13 protein-coding genes and 2 pseudogenes are annotated in these 14,389 nt (G+C 58.7%); 5 read left to right on the top strand and 10 right to left on the bottom strand.

Features of this window, described 5'->3' with window-relative positions; translation table 11 throughout:
* Nucleotides 1–366: pseudogene (locus Q0908_RS19915) on the bottom strand (transposase); the annotation flags it as partial.
* A gap of 138 nt (nucleotides 367–504) precedes the next feature.
* On the opposite strand from Q0908_RS19915, the pseudogene Q0908_RS19910 reads away from it, so the two are divergent.
* Together Q0908_RS19910 and Q0908_RS19905 are read left to right on the top strand one after the other, a co-directional pair.
* Nucleotides 505–794, top strand: a pseudogene (locus tag Q0908_RS19910) (IS3 family transposase); the annotation flags it as partial.
* Between the two features lie 215 nt (nucleotides 795–1,009).
* Complete coding sequence (locus tag Q0908_RS19905; RefSeq protein ID WP_299288935.1) at nucleotides 1,010–2,116, top strand: ATP-grasp domain-containing protein; 1,107 nt, start codon at nucleotides 1,010–1,012, stop codon at nucleotides 2,114–2,116.
* Between the two features lie 2 nt (nucleotides 2,117–2,118).
* Here Q0908_RS19905 and Q0908_RS19900 read toward each other — a convergent pair whose 3' ends face one another.
* The 7 genes from Q0908_RS19900 to Q0908_RS19870 all read right to left on the bottom strand — a co-directional run bounded on the left by Q0908_RS19900 (nucleotide 2,119) and on the right by Q0908_RS19870 (nucleotide 10,374).
* Nucleotides 2,119–3,099, bottom strand: a complete 981-nt coding sequence (locus Q0908_RS19900) for a Rieske 2Fe-2S domain-containing protein (protein ID WP_299288932.1) — start codon at nucleotides 3,097–3,099, stop codon at nucleotides 2,119–2,121.
* A gap of 2 nt (nucleotides 3,100–3,101) precedes the next feature.
* Nucleotides 3,102–4,217, bottom strand: coding sequence for a GNAT family N-acetyltransferase (locus Q0908_RS19895; RefSeq protein ID WP_299288929.1), 1,116 nt, complete (start codon nucleotides 4,215–4,217; stop codon nucleotides 3,102–3,104).
* The gene (locus Q0908_RS19890; protein ID WP_299288926.1) at nucleotides 4,214–5,470 is read right to left on the bottom strand and encodes a F390 synthetase-related protein; all 1,257 of its coding nucleotides are present in this window, start codon (nucleotides 5,468–5,470) and stop codon (nucleotides 4,214–4,216) included. The genes Q0908_RS19895 and Q0908_RS19890 overlap by 4 nt, the downstream gene beginning before the upstream one ends.
* The gene (locus Q0908_RS19885; protein ID WP_299288923.1) at nucleotides 5,467–6,297 is read right to left on the bottom strand and encodes an MBL fold metallo-hydrolase; all 831 of its coding nucleotides are present in this window, start codon (nucleotides 6,295–6,297) and stop codon (nucleotides 5,467–5,469) included. The genes Q0908_RS19890 and Q0908_RS19885 overlap by 4 nt, the downstream gene beginning before the upstream one ends.
* Nucleotides 6,294–7,283, bottom strand: coding sequence for an NAD(P)-dependent oxidoreductase (locus Q0908_RS19880; protein ID WP_299288920.1), 990 nt, complete (start codon nucleotides 7,281–7,283; stop codon nucleotides 6,294–6,296). Before Q0908_RS19880 ends, Q0908_RS19885 begins: the two co-directional genes overlap by 4 nt.
* On the bottom strand, nucleotides 7,271–8,266 hold the full coding sequence (locus Q0908_RS19875; RefSeq protein ID WP_299288918.1) for a 3-oxoacyl-[acyl-carrier-protein] synthase III C-terminal domain-containing protein: 996 nt from the start codon (nucleotides 8,264–8,266) through the stop codon (nucleotides 7,271–7,273). The genes Q0908_RS19880 and Q0908_RS19875 overlap by 13 nt, the downstream gene beginning before the upstream one ends.
* A gap of 890 nt (nucleotides 8,267–9,156) precedes the next feature.
* The gene (locus tag Q0908_RS19870; RefSeq protein WP_299288915.1) at nucleotides 9,157–10,374 is read right to left on the bottom strand and encodes a pyridoxal phosphate-dependent aminotransferase; all 1,218 of its coding nucleotides are present in this window, start codon (nucleotides 10,372–10,374) and stop codon (nucleotides 9,157–9,159) included.
* Nucleotides 10,375–10,485: 111 nt separating this feature from the next.
* On the opposite strand from Q0908_RS19870, the gene Q0908_RS19865 reads away from it, so the two are divergent.
* Together Q0908_RS19865 and Q0908_RS19860 are read left to right on the top strand one after the other, a co-directional pair.
* Nucleotides 10,486–11,334, top strand: coding sequence for a LysR family transcriptional regulator (locus Q0908_RS19865; protein WP_299288912.1), 849 nt, complete (start codon nucleotides 10,486–10,488; stop codon nucleotides 11,332–11,334).
* A gap of 160 nt (nucleotides 11,335–11,494) precedes the next feature.
* Nucleotides 11,495–12,409 carry a LicD family protein gene (locus tag Q0908_RS19860; protein ID WP_299288909.1) on the top strand — a complete coding sequence of 305 codons (915 nt, stop codon included), beginning with the start codon at nucleotides 11,495–11,497 and terminating at the stop codon, nucleotides 12,407–12,409.
* A gap of 27 nt (nucleotides 12,410–12,436) precedes the next feature.
* Here Q0908_RS19860 and Q0908_RS19855 read toward each other — a convergent pair whose 3' ends face one another.
* Nucleotides 12,437–13,090, bottom strand: a complete 654-nt coding sequence (locus Q0908_RS19855; protein WP_299288906.1) for a methyltransferase domain-containing protein — start codon at nucleotides 13,088–13,090, stop codon at nucleotides 12,437–12,439.
* 391 nt (nucleotides 13,091–13,481) lie between these two features.
* On the opposite strand from Q0908_RS19855, the gene Q0908_RS19850 reads away from it, so the two are divergent.
* Nucleotides 13,482–14,231 carry a hypothetical protein gene (locus tag Q0908_RS19850; protein WP_299288904.1) on the top strand — a complete coding sequence of 250 codons (750 nt, stop codon included), beginning with the start codon at nucleotides 13,482–13,484 and terminating at the stop codon, nucleotides 14,229–14,231.
* A 29-nt stretch (nucleotides 14,232–14,260) separates the two neighbouring features.
* On the opposite strand, the gene Q0908_RS19845 is transcribed toward Q0908_RS19850, so the two are convergent.
* A partial coding sequence (locus Q0908_RS19845) for an integrase (protein ID WP_299288937.1) occupies nucleotides 14,261–14,389 on the bottom strand: 129 nt, incomplete at its 5' end.

The following is a 14,389-nucleotide window of genomic DNA, read 5'->3' as shown; positions in this document are numbered from 1 at the left end:
AGGCGCGCAGGCCACGAGCACTGACGTTCAGAACCTGGCAAAGCCGGTTGGTCGGAAATTCGCAGCCATGCTCTTCGATGAACCGGAACCTCATGGCTTTTGGCTCGCGAAGAAGGCTGTGGCCTTTTTTAGAATATCCCTCTCCTCCTTGAGAATACGGTTCTCCCGTCGAAGCCGTTCATTCTCCCGAGCAAGGTCGAGGTCTTTGTCCGATACCACGTCAGCGTCGCGATGCGCTGTCACCCACTTGTTCAAAGTGGATAGGCCAACACCCAAATCTGACGCTACCTGTTTCCTTGTTAGCCCGCTCGTCAGCGCGATCCGCACCGCGTCAGCCCGGAATTCGTCCGTCCGTTTCAGTCCCATGGTTTATCTCCTTTGTTGCAATAAATGCTATCAAAGGAGCGGCATCAAACCGCGACACGTCCAATGTGCTTCCTCCGTTTTCCTAAACATAGCGGAGGACCACTTCAGTGGGGGAGGATCAGACTGATGGCTGACCATGGGATCACATGCTCAATGAGCCGGTCGGAAATGTCTGGGAGTTCAAGCTGGTCCACGCCAGCGGATCAAACGATCCGGGGGATCGTTTGAAGGCGCAGAACGCCGCGATGGAGAGCTTCTTCTCTTCGTTGAAGACAGAACGGGTCAGGCGCAAAACCTATCGCACAAGGAAGCAGGCGCGGGCAGATGTCTTCGATTACATCGAATGCTTCTACAACCCGAAGCGCCGCCACTCGACCATTGGCTATCTAAGTCCTGTGGCTTTCGAGGAGCGAACTATGAAAGCTTAAACTGCCGTCCACGAAACCGGCAGCAGGCCAGTGGAAGGGTTGGTGTTCGACCTGTCGGAGAGATGCGCGTACGCCGAACACCCCAAAAGCCCTGCATTGACTGCCCGGGCCCCAACTGCATGATCTGGGGAGGCACCATCGATTGAAACAGGTACGTCCTTATCCCCACCGCGTCTTTTCCTTCCAAGGTGATCATCACCGGTGCCCGTGCGCCGGTGGCCGTCCATCTTGCGCGCCTGCTGAATGGTGCGGGCGTGCAGGTCATTCTTGCGGATACGTTCGTGTCCCCCATCAGTTCGAAAAGCCGCCACTGTCACAAATACCTGAAACTACCGTCGCCTCGGTTTGAACGGGAGGCGTGTCGCGATGCCCTGCTGTCCGCGATCAGGCGCGAGGGTGTCGAGGCGATTGTCCCCACCTGCGAAGAAGTCTTTCATTTGGCGCTGATCCGCCAAGACCTGCCGATCCCCGTGATCGCGCCGTCTGCGGAGATGCTTGGCATCGTCCACAACAAGCACAGCTTTATCACGTATGCGCGCCAGCTTGGGTTGACCGTGCCAAACACCCGGCTGCTTTGTGCGCAAGAAGATGTGGTACAGGTCGGTGCGCAGTCGCGGCAGCTGGTGCTGAAACCGGTCTGGTCACGCTTTGCCAATGAGGTGCTGATACGTCCAACTGCCAAGGATTTGCGGGCTGTCGTGCCGACCCCTCAAGACCCGTGGGTGGCCCAGGATTATGTCGCGGGCACGGAATTGAGTGTCTATGCGGTCGCCAAGCAGGGGAGGCTGGTCGCGCTGTCGGCCTACACGTCGCTTTATCGCGCGGGCAAGGGGGCGGGTGTCTGCTTTGAGCCCGTTGCCGAACCACGGGTGCGAGACTGGGTCGAGACCTTTGTCAATGCCAGTACGTGGGACGGGCAGGTGTCGTTTGATATGATCCTGACGCCCGAGGATGAGGTGATGCCGCTGGAGTGCAATCCGAGGGCGACGAGCGGCGTTCACTTCTTTCAGGATGCGCAGGCGTTTTCGCGTGCGTTTTGGGGGGAGGGGGAGGTGTGGCCCGATATCGAAGGCATTCTCGGATCACGGCTGGCGATGGGTGTTTACGGGCTTCCGCAGGCGATCAAGGCGGGGCGGTTGGGGCGCTTTTTCCGCACGCTTGCGGCGACGACGGACATTCTGGATTGGCCCGACGATCCCGAACCGCGCCGCGCGCAAATCGCGACATTGATGACGATCCTGCGCCTTGCCATGCGCCAACGCATAAGCCCGCAGCAGGCCGCGACATATGATATTGAATGGAACGGCCCCGACCAGCCCTGAGACTAGAGCGCGACCTCATAGGTGCGCGGATGATCCGCAGCCGGTGGCCGCTTTCCGTCCATGATCGCCTCGATATCGCCGCGCAGAAAATCGAGCGGCCCGCGGATGATATCGGGGGCGCCATGGGCCAAGGCGTTCTGCTGCGTTGATTTCAGGATCCGGCGATCCTGGGCCAACGCAATCCGAAAGAGTGGCTTGAAGAACGCCGCCTTGATCCATGTCGGCACATCCCGTTTGGGCCCGACAAGCCAGCCGACCCCTTTCACGATACTATTGGTGGACTGATGGAGATGGAAGCTGGTGATCAGAACCAGCCCCTTTGGCCCCCAATACTCTAGCTCCGCGATGCCGGGGGCCAGGAACCGGCCAACGGTCTTGCTGCGCGCGCCTTCAAGCAGTTTGCTCACGACGCCTTCCTGACGCGGCTCACCGGTATAGGTCGCCTCGACCCGGCCCTCTGATCCTGTCACCTCGACTTTGATTTTGTGCCGTTTGGCGCTGAGACCGCGCAGCAGTCCTTTGTGGGTGAAATGGGTGTGGGTGGCGTCCAGAATGTTTTCTGCGGCATCTATGACAGTGGATTGGGTCGTGCTTTGAACCCGGCGCACGATGACATCTTGGGACTGAAGCCCATGCGCATATGGCAGCCCGACCGGTGCGCCGGAACTGACAAAGATCGCCCCCTGATGTTCGAGCGCCTTGTAGCTTTGGACACGGTAGCGCGGCAATGCGCTCAGATGGCCGGGAATGGCGGTGCATTGGCCCGTCTTGTTAAACCGCCAGCCGTGATAGGGGCATTCGATGGTGCCTTCGATCACGCGTCCTTTTGAAAGCTCGGCCAGCCTGTGGGGGCATCGGTCCGCCACCGCCCCGACCGTATCGCCGCTGCGGAACAGCACAATCGGGGCACCGTTCAAGACAACCTTCAGGGGTTGCCTTTTCAGGTTCGACGACAGCGTTACGGCGGTCCAGTGGTTATCCATGGTTACAGCTCATATTTCTTTAGCAACGGGATGCCGATTGCGCGCAGCAGATAGGCTATGATCCGGGTCGTGACCCGCTGATGCCAAGGCAAAGTCCCGACATAGACGGCGCTATATTCGATCACGGGCTGTGCGCCGCGCAGCCGTTTGAAATGAGCCGCACCCGCGCTCATGTTGAAAAACAGCCCGCGCGTGAATGCTTCATCCTGCCCCATCGCCATGATCATCCGATAGAGCGCATCTTGCCTTGGCAGCGAAGTGTCATATCCGACCAGCGGTTGCGTCAGCGTTCGCCCGTTTTCAAACAGTCCGGTGATGGCGACCAGAACGCCATTGGTGTTGCGCAGACCTACCAATCTGAGAATGCCGCGTTGGTGCATCTGTTGCACATAAAGCGGCGTGTAGTGTGGATTGAGCGGCGTGTATTTTTCAAGGTAGAGCATGTTGTAAAGCGCGGCACAGCGTGCGTAATCCGCTTCGACAAAGTCGTCATTTCCGACAGTCGTGAAGGGTGCGCGCGCCAGTTTTGAGCGATCCGCTTTCATCTCTTTGCTGAGCGCGACCTTGTCCCGCACGACATAGATTTGCCGGGATGGCATCATCACGAAACCAGCCGCGCGCAAGGCGTCGATGGTGCTGGCATCAGCCATTTCGTTCAGGGAGCGGATGACAATGGCGCGGTCCGGATAGGTCGCGGTCAGGGTGTCGCGGATCTCGGTGGCGTGGACTGGTGAAATGTCGGGCACGGGATTGGTCGAAAACAGCCAGTTGTTCAGCTGAACCTGTCTGTCCAGACCCGCCGCGCGCACCAAGGGAGCGCAGGTCTGGATCAGCGTCTTGATGCAACGTTGCAGCACCGGCTGTGCCGCGAAATTGCGGGTCTCATCGATGGCGTAGTCAATGTAGGCGCGGGTCGGGCTGCACAGATAGCTGTTGGGCGTCTCGCCGGCATCATTCACTGTGACGGGAAAGCTGTGCCCGCCAACCTTGATCAGGCTGACGGTTGTGTGCAGATCGGCGATCAGGCGGGTGGCACCATGCTCTTCGAAGATTTCAACGAACTGACGGACAAGCGCGGGATCATTGCGCACTTTTGGCAGGGCATGGGGTGCCGTCATGCTTTGGGCATCCCGATTACGCGGCGCAGTTTGCGGGTGGTTTCCAGCGGCAAAGATAGCTGTTCAAGATCGACATGTGCGTCGACGCCGCGTGCGCGTAAAAGCCGATCCACCGCCTGTTGCGCTCCGCGGGCATTGCCCTTCGTCACGGTCAAAGGAAGGCGCAAAAGCACCTTGCCCCGCGCGATCTGGCACAGCCGAAAATCGGTGATATCAATGCTCGCCCCGAGCACCGCATTTCGTAGCACATCCGGGGTGATCAAAACGGCACCACCCGCCGCGTCGAACTCAAAACAATCGTCCATCCGCCCCACCACTTCATCGACCGCCCTGAGGGGCGAGCCGCAAGTGCAAGGCTGCGCCGACAACCGCAGTAGATCATTCATGCGGTAGCGCGCCAGAATTTGGGTGCTGCGCCGAAAGCTGGTGATCAGAGGTGATACAAGCCCATCACCAACAGCCTCATACTCAAAATGAATGGCATCCTCGGCGAGGTGCAGCCTGCCAAGGCGACAGGTTACCCCCAGCAAACCTTCGGTCGCCATGTAGATCTGTTCGAGCGTTTGCTGAAAATATGCTTCGATGATGGGTCGGTCGATTGGATCAAGCGTTTCGGCAGCCGCAAAGATGCGCTTTGGGGCCAGCGCGAAACCTGTCTCTGCCATATGCCGCAGAATTTTGGGCGGCGCGACGATCACGGTGGGGTCGAAAGTTTCGATCGCTGATTGCCACTGTTCGGGGCCGTCAATCAGGCTGAAAAAGCCCAGATCAATCCGCCCCGTCTTGCGCGCACTGTCATAAAGCGCACCCCCTTGCGGCAACAGAATTGAGACGCGCTGCTTTTGCCAGATCATGTCGGGCAGGGCCTTGGCCAATATGTTGCCCAACCAACGATATCTCTCCCGCTCGGAAATCACGAAAAGGCCACGGTGACCGCTGGTGCCGGTACTGGCACCCACCGTCACATCCGAAATGCGGCTGTCGGCCTCCAAAGCGGTGCGAACCTGCGCGGCGCTGATCTGATGCGTGTTGAAGTCGGCAAAGCGGCCCATGAGCGTGGCTTTGTCGATGACCGGCAGGTCATGAAGGCGTGCAGCCGCATCCTTGTAAAACGCGACCTGGCGCAGATCATGGGTCAGCCACTTGTGCAGGGCGCGGTGCTGCCACGCCTCGAACCGTGCCCGGTCAAGTCCGCGTCGACTGTGCCATCGCGTGTGCACAAAGGATGCCACGGTTTCTGTGAGCAACATCATGGATCGCTGTTGGCCATGTCGTAGTCAAACGGCGTGTTCTCGGGGTCATGGCACAGCAGGGCTGCGCGCCCTTGGGCCAGATAGGCCGCGAGGGCGTCCGTTGATCTGCGCCAGTCCTCATAGTCATCTGTTATCAGGCGGGCTGGCCATGCTTGCACCCGTGCCTCGGTCGCCGCGCGCCGTATCCACTGCACATCCACGGCGTAAAGCAGGGGTCCGCTTGCGGTTTGCAACATCACCCCGAAAAGTCCCCTAGCATGACCGGGCAGACCCACTGCGACGACACGCCCGTCGCCAAGCAGATCACGACCGGCTGGCAAGCCATATTCCGGCTCTGTTCTGGGCAGGCTTTCGGTGTCGATCATGCGCCCGTCGAAGTCATCCGGCACCAGTTCAGGGAAAACGCCATGGCGAATGTTGTGCCAATCCGTGCTGGATCGCAGATGCGCGAAGGCGGGGCCGTTGGCAATAAAACGGGCATTGGGAAACTGGCGCAGTCCGGAAATATGATCCGCATGAAAGTGGGTCACGATGACAAATCGCACGTCCGCGGGCGTGAACCCAAGCCGCGCCAAAACGGGTTCGGGTTGCTGATCCGGGTTAAGCGTCGGGCCCAGAACACGGCTGTACAGGCGCAGCACCCGCCCGCGATCCGGGGCCGAAATCGTTTCGGCGGTGTAACCTGTATCGATCAAGACCGGCCCATGATCGGGATGCACGATCACGCCATAGCGGACCTTCAGCATGACGCGCCGCCACCTACCTCCTTTGAGGATGAACCGCTCGGACGCTGCCACGTCTGCACTGTTTGGAAAGATAACTTTCATAGGGGCTGCACCGCCGCGCGGGTTCTGCGCAATCCTTCGTCAAACGGGACCTCGGGTTGCCATCCTAACAGACGGTGCGCTTTGGAGATATCCAGACTTTGCGCATATGCAAACAGGCCAATGGAATAGCGCGTGATGGCCGGTTGCGGCAGATGGGGCAGGGCACTGGCCGTAAGTTCCAGCACCCGCGCAAGGGCGAGAGCAGGGGCCAACGGCACGGTCCGCCACGTCGCTGTCGTGCCGTATGCCCGGCAGGTCCGCTCGACGATATCGCGCACCGCCAATACTTCGCCACCCGAGATGTTGAAGGGTTGCCCGTTTGCGTCTGGACCTGCCGCAAGGGCTGCGACGATGGCGGCGATCACGTCATCGACATAGGTCAGATCGATGCGCGCCTCGCCTTTGCGCAGCAGGGGGAGGGGGCGCTTGGCAGCCCGCAGCAATGTGGGAAGAAGCGTCGTATCGCCGGGTCCGTAAATCCCGCGCGGTCGCAGAATGATCGGGTCAATATCTGGCGCGCCAGCGACGATGCGTTCGGCCATCTGTTTGGTTTCGGCATAGGCGTTGATGGGCTTTGGCAATACCATGTCTTCGCGCACGGACAGGGCGTCGGCCATTTTGAAATAGACCGTCGGGGACGAGATATGCACGAAGCGGTAAACCCCGAGCCGCTGCGCCAGGGACACGATGTTTCGCGTTGCAACCACGTTGGCCATTTCGAACGCCCGCCGTGGGCCGGATGCGGCTGACAGCGCCGCGCAATGCACAACCGCGTTAACCTGTTCCAGACTGTCATTGAGCGGCACCGCCGTAGACAAATCATGGCAGATCGTCTGATAGCCCTGCGCCCTGAGGGCAGCACATTTTTCGGCGTCGCGGCCCATGGCGATCACGTTGACCCCCGTCCGCGCAAGGTGGCGGATCAGATGCCCACCAAGAAAGCCGGTCGCCCCTGTGACCAGAACGGTGTCGCCTACAATTCCCAAGCGATACCGCCCAATGACACCCCCGCAGAGGTGCCCAGAAACAGGATTTTGGATCCGGCCCCCAGCCTTTGATCGCGCCTTGCCAGATCAAAGGCGAACGGAATGGAGGCGGCAATCTGGTTCCCGTAATCCTGCGTGATGTCGATGACCTTGCCGGGATCCACGCCCGTGGCCTTGATCATGTGCTGAAGCGCCAGAGGGCTGGCCTGATGCGGGATCACCACGTCCACGTCCTCTGTGGTCCAGTTGGCCCGCTCAAGCAGTTCGTCAAAGAACCCTTTGAGATATTTCGAGGCGAACCGGAAAAGCGCTTTGCCATCCATGTGAAACGTCGTGTTCTGGGCAAATTCGACAGGCTGTTTGTGAACGTCAAAGCGGGTGCCGCCAGCGGCGAGCGTGCAGGCATCATAGGCCGATGGGTACGTCTTCATCAGGTGCGCGACCAATCCTCGCCCCGCTGACGATTTCTGGCCCAAGATCGCTGCCGCAGCGCCGTCGCCGAACAGGGCGGCCGTTTGCGCATCGGTGGCCCACGGCAACGCCCGCGAGGCGAGTTCAGACGAAAAAACCACTGCCGTCTTGTGCTGTCCGGTCGCGATGAGGTGGTGTGCGGTTTCGACCCCGGTCAGAAAGCTCAGGCACGTGCTGTTGACATCGAATGCGGCGGCGGCCCCGTCCTGCACGCCAAGGTGTGCCATGACCAAGGGAGCGGTCGACGGGATGGCCTGATATCCAACGCCGCAGGCAGAGATCACGAGGTCGATGTCCTGTGCGGAGATGCCGGCGGCATCAATGGCGTTTTCGATGGCTGCGATGGCCAGATCGATCTGGCTTTCGGACTGGCTGACATAGCGTTGGGCGACGCCTGTCGCCTGAAACAACGTTCCCGTCTCAAGGCCCAGCTCGGCGTCGAAAAACTCCGACCTGCGCTGTTGGGCTGGAACCGACCTGCCGGTCCCAAGAAACGATACCTGTGGTGCCATGTGGTTCAACCTGACTGAGGGCAAAGCGCGTTTTTCATCACTGCCGGGCCTGCTTTGCTTCTCACTGGGTTCGCTTATACCGGGCATGATCTGCTTCGACCATATCGTTCTTTAAGGTGCTCGCTATGTCGGCGCGGCCAGGCGAAACACAGAAACCTCGGCGGCCAACCCGTCGATACGCTGAAGCGCGCAGGGTTCATGTGGGTCCTGCGGTCTGAGCGTCCTGGGCATCGCCATTTCCGGCGCGGCCGGACTGCGAGACTGCTCTGTTGAACCCATGACCCGCTTGTCGCTAAGCACACCGATGCGCCGCCTAGCCGATATGTTGCTCTTAGATGCTTTGGAAGGTAGCTGTTGCATTAACTGGCTTGTGGCCTGCTGCGGGTTTCGTGGATGGCAGTTTAAGCTTTCAACAAGTTGATGGATGAACGAGATCTCGCCTCGGACACCTGGCCGTCTGTGATCGAGGTGGCCGCCTTCGCATCCCGCCGCGCGGTGAGGCAGAAGTCGACCATCTGCCTGTTTGCGTCGATCGCGCATCAGACGTATCGCCACTTGCGGCCGACGTGGATATAGATTTCGTCCACATGCCAGTCGACGCTGGCCCGGCGCAGATGTTTCTCGGTGCGCTTAGTCAATTCTGGGCCGAACTTCCGCACCCATCGATACACCGTCGAGCAGCCAACCGCGACATCGCGTTCTGCCGATAGATCGACGACATCCTGATGGGATAGAGGGTACCGCAAGTACTAGCGCACTGCACACAGGATGATCTCACGCGGAAAGCGATGATGCTTGAACGGTGATTTCCGCGGCATGGTGATCCTCAAAAACCCAAACCTCATTGATGAGCGCGGTCAACGCAACAGTCGCATGTTACGGATAGCGCGTCACCTAGCGTATCGCTTGGCCAGCGCGATGATCCGTTGTGCAGCCGCAACCGACGCCTGATGATCCTGCGAAAAGTTGAGGCGAATGCGATCGGTATCCTGTCGCGCAAATTCCGTGCCCGGCGTCACGATCACGCCGGCCTGTTCGCGCAGAAACCTGACAAAGTCATTGAGGCTGATCGCGAGCTCCGGCAGGCGCGGATAAAGATAGCTGCCCGCGTTCGGGCGCTCGGTCCGCAAGCCCGCATCATTGAAAAGGCGCAGCAAGTCGTCGCGAATGGCCTGATGCGCGGCAATCCTGTCCTGCAACCACCCTTCGGGTTCACGAAACCACGTTTCCAGTGCGGCCTGATTGTAACCAGCCGCACGCAGGGACACCAAGGCCTGCAACTTCTCCATCCGGTCGACCAAAACCGCCGTCCCAAAAGCCACGCCAAGCCGGAACCCACTCAGGGACTCGGTTTTCGAAGGGCCAAGGATCGTGATGATGTTCTTGGGCGCGTTTTGGTCCGCTCTGAGGTGGGCGTAGCTGTCCTCGGCCACGTATTGCATGCGTGCATAGAGCTGATCGACCACGACTGTCACATCATAGGTCTGTGCGAGGGTGGCGATCTGCGCGATCACATGCGTCGCTGTCACGGTCCCGGTCGGATTGTTTGGCGTTGAAAATATCAGGACCTCGGCACCATCCTTGAACGCCTTTTCCAGCGCGTTGAGGTCGGGGCCCCGGTTGGATTCATCGTCTCCGTAATTCAGGGGGACATGCATGACTATGCCACCGAAGAACGTAACCAACTTTCGGTTTGCAAAATAGTCAGGCTCGATGACCACGACCTTTGTGCCATGGGTCACAACCGCGCCAAGCGCGAGAAACAGCGCGCCTTGAGTTCCCGGTGTGATGATCAGTTCGCTGGTATAGTCGACCGGAGCACCGGTGAAGGCGGCCACGTCTTGCGAGACCCGCTGGCGCAACGCATCAAGTCCGCGATATTCGGTATAGGCTTGCGCCGCACCCCGCTCAAACCCTTGGTTCCAGGCCTCAAGAGCACCGGGCGTGGGCGGGTGCGCGTCCACATCACCATGCGAGAAATCAACCGGGACACCGGCGAGCGTCTCGCCCTTTTTCTGGTCGTCGCACTGTTGCGTGGTCTGGCGGACTTCCTGCCCGGGCGCGTTGTCGGTGCCAAGTTCGCCAAAGATCTCGTCGAGCGACTTCATTAGATATCCTGTCCAGCCGAGGGACCCGTTTAAGGGTCAGGTGGTCCTTCGATAAGCGCTGTATTTCACAATAAAAAATATGTAATTCTATCTTCAGGCGATAAAAATTCTATGGATACAAGATACCTTAAAACCATCCTGAACGTGATCTCGTCCGGCTCCTATGCGGCGGCGGCGCGGCAGATGGGCCTGACGGCGGCCGCCGTGTCGCAGCGCGTCAGAGCGGTCGAGCAACAGCTTGATACCGTCCTTTTTGTGCGCAACGGCAAGCGGGTCACGCCCACCGACAGCTGCCTGAACCTGATCCCCAAGATGCGCGATCTGGTGCGCGATGCGGACAGGCTGAAATCGGATCTTGATCCATCAGGCCTGGCAGGGCCGTTTCGCATCGGGTCCATTTCGACTGCGCTTAGCGATCATATCCCGGCCGTGTTGGCGCGTTGCTCAACCGAGGCACCGCAAAGCGCGCTTTACATTGTTCCCGGCACCTCGCGAGACCTCTACGAGAAGGTGGTGGAGGGCGATATCGAAGCCGCCTTTTTGGTCGAGCCACCGGTCGCATTGCCAAAATCGGTGGATCAAATCATCCTCGAACGGCAACGCTTTGTCGCCTTGGTGGCCGCGAAGGACACGCGTCCGTTCGCCAGGATCGTGTCTGACGATCATGCGCTTGTGTATGACCTGTCAAGCTGGGGCGGGTGTATTGCGAAGGCTTGGATTCAACAAAACATCCAACGCGATCAGGTGCGGTGTGAGCTGGATTCCCTCGAAGTCATCGCAAATGCCGTGGCCAGCGGTTTGGGTTTTGCGATCGTGCCAGCATGGAAGGGGCTGTCGACGCTGCATAACGTGCGTCAGATCCAGCTGCCCGAGATTGCGCAAACCAGAAACATCTGCGTGGTGCATCGACGACTGAATGCAACCCGTATCAGGCTTCTGACCGGATTCGACGCCGTCTGACAGCAAGCACAGGGCGCAACACGCCTGCTTTGGGCGCGGCCTGCCAAAGAGTTGCGGCTTGGGCGCATCATCCGTGATTTCTGTGCCTGCCGTTTGCCCCGACGCTGGACTTGCCGCGCGCGGACGCGATAGGTCAAATGTGCATTTGGAGGATATCAAGATGAGTGAGAACGGCAGTCTTACACGGCATCAGCGTCAGGCGCGTATCGCCGAAATCAAGGACCTTGCCCTGGCCCACCTGACATCCCCCCGCAAAGATTTCCGACCCTACGACTTGCAGGACGAGCTTGACGAGTTGGCACCCGGCAAGCCGAACAAACGGCCCGCCGAAGCGCTTGAGGCTCAAATCCTGATCGTCGTTGGGGCAGGGCGCAAACCCCGCCGCGCGCAGAAGGCGCTTTACCATCTGTTCCGGTCTCGCCTTGCGAGCGGTGAGTTGGAAAAATACCAGGCCATCGAGGCGGTTTTGAAAGAGGCCGAGCGCAATGGTACCTCTTTGGAAGGGCTGTATTTCCCGCAGGCTTTCGGGTCCCTTGATCATTCAGAAATCTGGACGAAAGTCGAAGATATGATGACCAAGATCGAGGACCTGGGCGGTGAGGTGTTCCTATGCTGCGGCACGCTGTTGGGTGCGATCCGGGACAAAAGCCTGATCGAGCATGACGACGACGTGGACCTCGCCTATGTTTTGGACGCAGGCACGCCGGAAGAGGCCGCAAAGCAGTGGATGGAGGTCTATGAATACCTGCGCAGCCACGATCTGCTGCAAGAGACAGGGCCCAACCCGTGCAGTTACAAGCTGAAATCAGGCACCGAGTACAATATCGACCTGTTTCCGGCCTGGGTGTCGGACGGCAAGGTCCATGTCTACCCTTATGTCTGGGGCGAATTGGACGAGGCGGATGTGTTCCCGCTGCGGCCTTGCCCGACCACGAACCTGCCGATCCCCAACGATGCCGAGGCGATGCTTGCGGTCAGCTATGGGGAAGGCTGGCGCGTGCCTGATCCGGGGTTCTCGACTGCTTGGGGCCGGCTCAATCGCCGGTTCGCCCCGTTTCGCGATGCGCTGAACTAGCCCCGACCGAAACCGGGGGTCTGCGATTTACACCTGCTCGACAAGCATCCGGACCACGAACGCATCGTCGTCCTTATACTTTGCATAGCCGGTACCTTGCGTGAAATAACTTGCCGTCAGGCCGCGCTGAAACAGCTCGTTCAGGAAATCCACGGGCTCAACATAGCGGCGGTAGTGTTCGGCCGTGACCTTGGACAGCTTTTCATCTGCGGCGGTGCGAAACTCCAGCGCAAGCTTGCCGCCGTTCTTCTTCAGGAACGCACCGCAGAAATCCAGAAACCCTGCCTGCTCATCGTCGGTGATCGCGTGGATAAAGAACCGGGCGTAAATCACGCCAACACCGGACACGTCGATATGCGACATGGCGTCCGCGACTTTATCCATAAGGTCAGGATCATCACACGCGGCAGATAGGGCGGCGATCGGCAGGCCCTGTGCGGATGAGCGTTCAACGATATCGCTGATTGCGGCGGTGCTGCCATCCACGGACACAACCGGCATCTTGTGGCGCGCGAAAAAGAACGTATCCCGCCCGTTGCCGCATCCGACATCGAGGAAGTAATCGGCGTCTCTGCATTCGCTCAGCACGAAGGCGGCGAATTGCGACGGAATATCTGGAACGGCTTTGGCGGTGTAGTACGAGTCCCAATACTCACCGCGCTCTTTGTGGGATGTGCCCATGTGTAGATCCTGCTGCCATTGGCGTCTTGAAGGTCAGATGATCGCGCCGCTTCACTGCTCGAAAAGACGCAAGGTCGAGGTAGCTCCGTTTAGGAAAATCAATGGCCGTTCTCAAGTATATTGAGCGACAGCCCCGCATTTGGTTGGGGTCTGATGCAGATTGGGCGTTGGGGGGGGCGTTGGAAGGTCGGTCTGGTATGGTGGGCCCTGGGCAGGGGTGTCAGCTGGTCAAGTACGAAAAATAAGGGAAAAACTGCGTGATTAATCGTCGAAACCGACGTAACTACCAAAATTGACCGTCAAAGGTTGGGTAACAAGTCGTTGCATAGTCTCCTTCGCAGGACTGATGTCTTCATTGCCTTCTGCCAGCAAAAGAAAGGAAACCGCTTCTGTGAAAAATCGCTTTTCTGTTCCGAAACGCCTGGTCCACATCATGTCTATTTTCTTGGTGGCAGCGCTTCTTGATATCTCTGGGGCGGCACATGCTGCGGTAAAGTGCAACGAAGATGAAAGGTTTGCGCCTTTTGGGCGTGTCGTCGAACTCGGAGTGCGTAGCTTTCGTTTCTGCGGACGAGACGTGATTTACGTCGAAGGCACCGACACGGTTCAGCGGATCCGTATTCCCAAAGACAGTTCACATGTGAAGAAAATCCTGACCCAATTTCCTGAGCTGGATTCGCTATGGGGTGAACTTCAACTTTATGACCAGCCATTTACCTTTCCAAACGACCGAAGCTTTGCGACGGCGGATACCTATGTTGGGGATGTCTACTTGGCAAATGCGAGATACCGATATTACACCAATAACCCATTATCAGATGAAGGGCTCGAACAAATCCAAAGAGCTTATATCCCAAGGGGCGGAGTTCTTGTTTTTGATGACGCTCCGGACTTTCCCCTTCCCCCTCATTTTCTGTCTTGCAGTGGAACTCTGAAGGGGTCACCGCAGGAAGAATTTGATTGCTTCATTTATGTCAGCTTCGACAAACCGGACACACTTGTGGCCTACACAAGGATCTTATGGTTTCCTGAGCTGGCTGAGTACAGAAGCTCCGGTCCCTTCGATTTCGACAACCTCCATATCATGATCGAAGCGCTGGTCGCGCTCTTCGAAAGCATTAAGATCGCTCCCGAACGCTGAAGGTGTGAGCGATACTTGAACTGCGACTCCTATTGCCTTCGAGGGTAGGGCGCTTGGCCCATTCCCTCCATCATCTTTTCACGGAAAACCTCAGCCGGTGTCTTCCATCCGAGGCACTTTCTGGGTGTCGCGTTGAGGCGGTCACCGATCATCTTCAA

It is taken from the genome of uncultured Tateyamaria sp. (assembly GCF_947494755.1).
Taxonomy (GTDB): Bacteria; Pseudomonadota; Alphaproteobacteria; order Rhodobacterales; family Rhodobacteraceae; genus Tateyamaria.
This window is presented reverse-complemented; position numbering and strand designations above follow the sequence as displayed.